This window comes from uncultured Amnibacterium sp., from assembly GCF_964244015.1.
GTDB lineage: Bacteria > Actinomycetota > Actinomycetes > Actinomycetales > Microbacteriaceae > Amnibacterium.
Genome location: NZ_CAXTHO010000174.1, coordinates 1 through 4,550 on the forward strand (window position 1 = coordinate 1; position 4,550 = coordinate 4,550).

At 69.7% G+C, this 4,550-nt stretch carries 3 protein-coding genes; all 3 read left to right on the forward strand.

All coding sequences use genetic code 11. The features are described from left to right. Nucleotides 1–302 precede the first annotated feature (302 nt). Nucleotides 303–2,087, forward strand: a complete 1,785-nt coding sequence (locus tag ACFE67_RS14180; protein ID WP_375407523.1) for a DEAD/DEAH box helicase — start codon at nucleotides 303–305, stop codon at nucleotides 2,085–2,087. Between the two features lie 140 nt (nucleotides 2,088–2,227). Next, nucleotides 2,228–3,478 carry an acyltransferase gene (locus ACFE67_RS14185; protein WP_375407524.1) on the forward strand — a complete coding sequence of 417 codons (1,251 nt, stop codon included), beginning with the start codon at nucleotides 2,228–2,230 and terminating at the stop codon, nucleotides 3,476–3,478. A 142-nt stretch (nucleotides 3,479–3,620) separates the two neighbouring features. Next, the coding region (locus ACFE67_RS14190) for a TerC/Alx family metal homeostasis membrane protein (RefSeq protein ID WP_375407525.1) at nucleotides 3,621–4,550 on the forward strand (930 nt) is incomplete at its 3' end.

The following is a 4,550-nucleotide window of genomic DNA, read 5'->3' on the forward strand; positions in this document are numbered from 1 at the left end:
GCACGCACCCGTCGAGATCCGGTCGCACGACGGGGAACACTGGATCGTCCCCACGGGCTGGATCGGACCACCGGACCCCACCCACCGAAGACAGACCCGCGGGCATCTCGCCCGGGCCAGACCCCGACGGGTACCCAACCCCTGGACACAACGAAGCACTACCGACTCCGGGTGATCTCGAGGCTCGCTTCGCTCGCACCTCGATCAACGAGCGGGGGGCGACTGCGGGCGGAGAGGGCGGAGACCACCTGCGCGTCGGATGATCGGATCTGGGGATTGCCTGATCGCGGTACGATCACCTAATGCCCGTTTCTGAGTCGATCGAGCAGGACGTGGTCGACTCCGCTCCTGCGACGCCCTCCGGTCCGTCGACCGCGCCCACGTCCATCTCTTTTGGCGACCTCGGCCTGAGCGGCCCCATCCTGAAGGGGTTGAAGGACCTCGGCTACGAATCGCCGTCCGCGATCCAGGCCGCCACGATCCCCTCCCTCCTCGCCGGCCGCGACGTCGTCGGCCGCGCCCAGACCGGCACCGGCAAGACGGCCGCGTTCGCGCTGCCGATCCTGTCCCGCCTCGACCTGGCGCAGACCGCGCCGCAGGCGCTCGTGCTCGCCCCGACGCGGGAGCTCGCGCTGCAGGTCTGCGAGGCGTTCGAGAGCTACGCCTCGCACCTCAAGGGCGTGCGCCTGCTGCCGGTGTACGGCGGTCAGGCGTACGGCCAGCAGCTGTCCGCGCTCCGACGCGGCGTCCACATCGTCGTCGGCACGCCCGGCCGGATCATGGACCACCTCGAGAAGGGCACGCTCGACCTCTCGCAGCTGAAGTACCTGGTGCTCGACGAGGCCGACGAGATGCTGAAGATGGGCTTCGCGGAGGACGTCGCGACGATCCTCGCCGACACCCCGGCGAGCAAGCAGGTCGCGCTCTTCTCCGCGACGATGCCCTCGCAGATCCGCCGCATCTCGGCGCAGTACCTGCACGACCCCGAGGAGATCACGGTCGCCACGACGACCACGACCTCCGCGAACACCACGCAGCGGTACCTGGTCGTGTCCTACCCGCAGAAGGTCGATGCGCTCACCCGCATCCTCGAGGTCGAGAACTTCGAGGGCATGATCGTGTTCGTCCGCACGAAGAACGAGACCGAGACGCTCGCCGAGAAGCTGCGCGCCCGCGGCTACACGGCCGCCGCGATCAGCGGCGACGTCGCCCAGGCGCAGCGCGAGCGCACGGTCAACCAGCTGAAGTCCGGGAAGCTCGACATCCTCGTCGCCACCGACGTCGCCGCGCGCGGGCTCGACGTCGACCGGATCAGCCACGTCGTGAACTACGACCTGCCGATCGACACCGAGTCGTACGTGCACCGCATCGGCCGCACCGGCCGCGCGGGCCGCTCCGGCATCGCGATCAGCTTCGTCACCCCGCGCGAGCGCCGCATGCTCACCTCCATCGAGCGGGCGACGCACCAACCGCTCGAGCAGATGCAGCTGCCGACCGCGGAGGACGTGAACGCGACCCGGCTCAGCCGTTTCGACGACCAGATCACCGCGGCCCTCGAGCAGGAGAGCCGGATCGCCGGGTTCCGCGACATCATCGGCCACTACGTCGAGCACCACGATGTGCCGGAGGCGGACGTCGCCGCGGCCCTCGCCGTCGTGGCGCAGGGGGAGACCCCGCTGCTGCTGTCCCCGGAGGCCGACCGCCCCCAGCGCTTCGACCGCGACGACCGGGGCAGCACGAGCGATCGGCCCCGTCGCGACGACGGCGACCGCCCCGAGCGTCGCAGCCGCCCCTCCGGGCCTCGCACCACGTACCGGCTCGAGGTCGGCAAGCGGCAGCGCATCGAGCCGCGGCAGATCATCGGCGCGCTCGCGAACGAGGGCGGGCTGACGCGGGAGGACTTCGGCGGCATCGACATCCGCGCCGACTTCTCTCTGATCGAGCTGCCGGTCGACCTCTCCGGCGACGTGCTCGACAAGCTGAGCGGAACCCGAATCAGCGGCAAGCTCATCCAGCTGCGCGCCGATGGCGGTCCACTGCGGAAGAGCGCGCCGGACGGCTCCGCCCGGCGCCCCCGGCGATACTGAGAGGCTTCCTGCCTCGGCCCGGGGAATCCGGGGCAGCGGTGGTCGTTCGGTCCTGATCGGGTCCGGGCCGCGGCCCCGCGCATTGGAGGTGGGCGACAACGATCCGCAGGGATCGTCGTGGTTGCCACACCATCTCGTTCATGCCTGCGATGACCACCGCCGACCGCCGACAGCTGCTGTCCCGACGCGATCTGTCCGTCGACCTCGTCCGGGTCTGCTGCGTGCTGCTCGTCGTGGTGCTGCACTCGCTGATGCTCGGCCTCGACCGGCAGGCCGACGGCACGATCGGCTGGAAGAACGTCGTCCAGGAGCAGCCCTGGTTCCCGGTCGCGAGCTGGTTCGGCCAGCTGATGCCGCTGTTCTTCGTGGTGGGCGGCTTCGCGAGCTGGCAGGGCTGGTACTCGACGCAGCGGAAGGGCGGAGGAGGGGACGACTTCTTCCGCGCCCGCCTCCTCCGGCTCGGGACGCCCGCCGCCGTCTGGTTCGTGATCGTCGGCATGATCGTCTGGCTCGCCGCAGCCGCCGGGCTGCCGGCGGACCTGCTCGCGAACGGCCTCGGGCTGCCGCTGTGGTTCCTCGCCGCCTACCTGGTCTGCCAGGCCGCGGTGCCGCTGATGATCCGCCTCCACGTCACGCACCCGATCACGACGTTCGCGACGCTGCTCGTCGCGGTGATCGCCGTGGACGCCGTTCGTGGCGCGACGGGTGTGGAGACGGTCGGGCTGCTGAACCTGCTGCTCGTCTGGCCGCTCGTGCAGCAGATCGGCTTCCTGCTCGCCGACGGCACGATCGCGCGGCTCGGCCGACCAGCACTGCTCGGCGTCGCGACGGTCGCCTTCGGCACGGTCGGCGTGCTCGGGTCCTCCGGGCTCTACTCGCCCGACATGCTCGACAACCTGAACCCGCCGACGCTGCCCCTCGTGCTCATCGGGGTCGGTCAGACGGCCCTGTTCGTGCTGGTGAAGCCGGCCCTGGACGCGCTGATGCGCACCCGGCCCGCGCAGGCGTTCGTCGGCATCGCCGGCACGCGCCTGATGACGATCTACCTGTGGCACCTGCTGCTCGTGATCGCCGTCGCAGCGACGGTCCTGATCGCCCCGGGCATCGTGCCCGCGGTCGGCACGCCGGCCTGGTGGCTGGCCAGGGTCCCCGGCGACCTGTCGGTCTTCGTGGTCCTGTTCGTGCTGTCGCTCGGCCTCGCGCGCTTCGAGCGCGGCCCGAGGCGCGTCGGACCGGTGCCCTCCGTCCCGGCCCTCGCGGTCGCCGGCGTGCTCGCGGTCGTGCCGCCGTTCTGGGCGATGGAGGTGGGCCTGAGCCCGACCTCGTTCGTGTGGGGCGCCGCCGCGATGTGCGCGGCGGTGCTGATCGCTCGGGGGCGTCCGGCCCTGTAGGATCCAGGCCGCGAACGGGAGCATCCCGACTCCGCACCACTCGTCAGCTTGATCCGCGCCGTCCGCGGGTCCGGGGGCGCGGCGCCCGGCCGGGCGGGGAGAGACGTTCGAGGACAGCCCTGCCCTCGAGGAGCACGCCTTCATGACCATCGTCCCGCTGCCGTTCGAGATCGTCTCGCTCGGTGTCATCGTCCTGATCCTGATCGGCGACATCGTGCTCGCCTACCGGCGACCCCACGTGCCGTCGACCAGGGAGTCGACCCTGTGGGTCGTCTTCTACGTCGCGCTCGCGCTGGTGTTCGCGCTCCTGCTGCTGATCGTCGACGGCCCGACCCGTGCGACCGAGTTCGTCGCCGGCTGGCTGACCGAGTACTCGCTGTCGATCGACAACCTCTTCGTCTTCATCGTCATCATGACCGGCTTCGCCGTACCGAAGAAGCGGCAGCAGGAAGTCCTGATGATCGGGATCATCCTGGCGCTGGTCTTCCGCGGGATCTTCATCCTGATCGGTGCCCAGCTGATCGAGAACTTCAGCTGGATCTTCTACATCTTCGGCGCGTTCCTGATCTACACCGCGATCACGCAGGCGTTCGGCGGCGAGCACGGCGACCAGACCGACACGGTCCTGATCCGGTTCGCGAAGCGGCACCTCTCCGTCACCGACGAGTACGACGGCGGCAAGCTGCGCACCACGATCGACGGCAAGAAGATGTTCACACCGATCCTGATCGTGCTGATCGCGATCGGCGCCACCGACGTGCTGTTCGCGCTCGACTCGATCCCGGCGATCTTCGGCATCACCGACAGCCCGTTCATCGTCTACACCGCGAACATCTTCGCGCTGATGGGCCTCCGGCAGCTCTACTTCCTGCTCGGCGACCTCGTCGAGCGGCTCACGTACCTCAAGTACGGGATCGCGTTCATCCTCGCGTTCATCGGGGTGAAGCTGATCCTGCACGCGCTCCACGAGAACGAGCTGCCGTTCCTGAACGGCGGTGAGCACATCCCGGTGCCCGAGATCGGCACCGTGCTCTCCCTCATCGTGATCGTCGCATCGATGGCGGTCGCCACC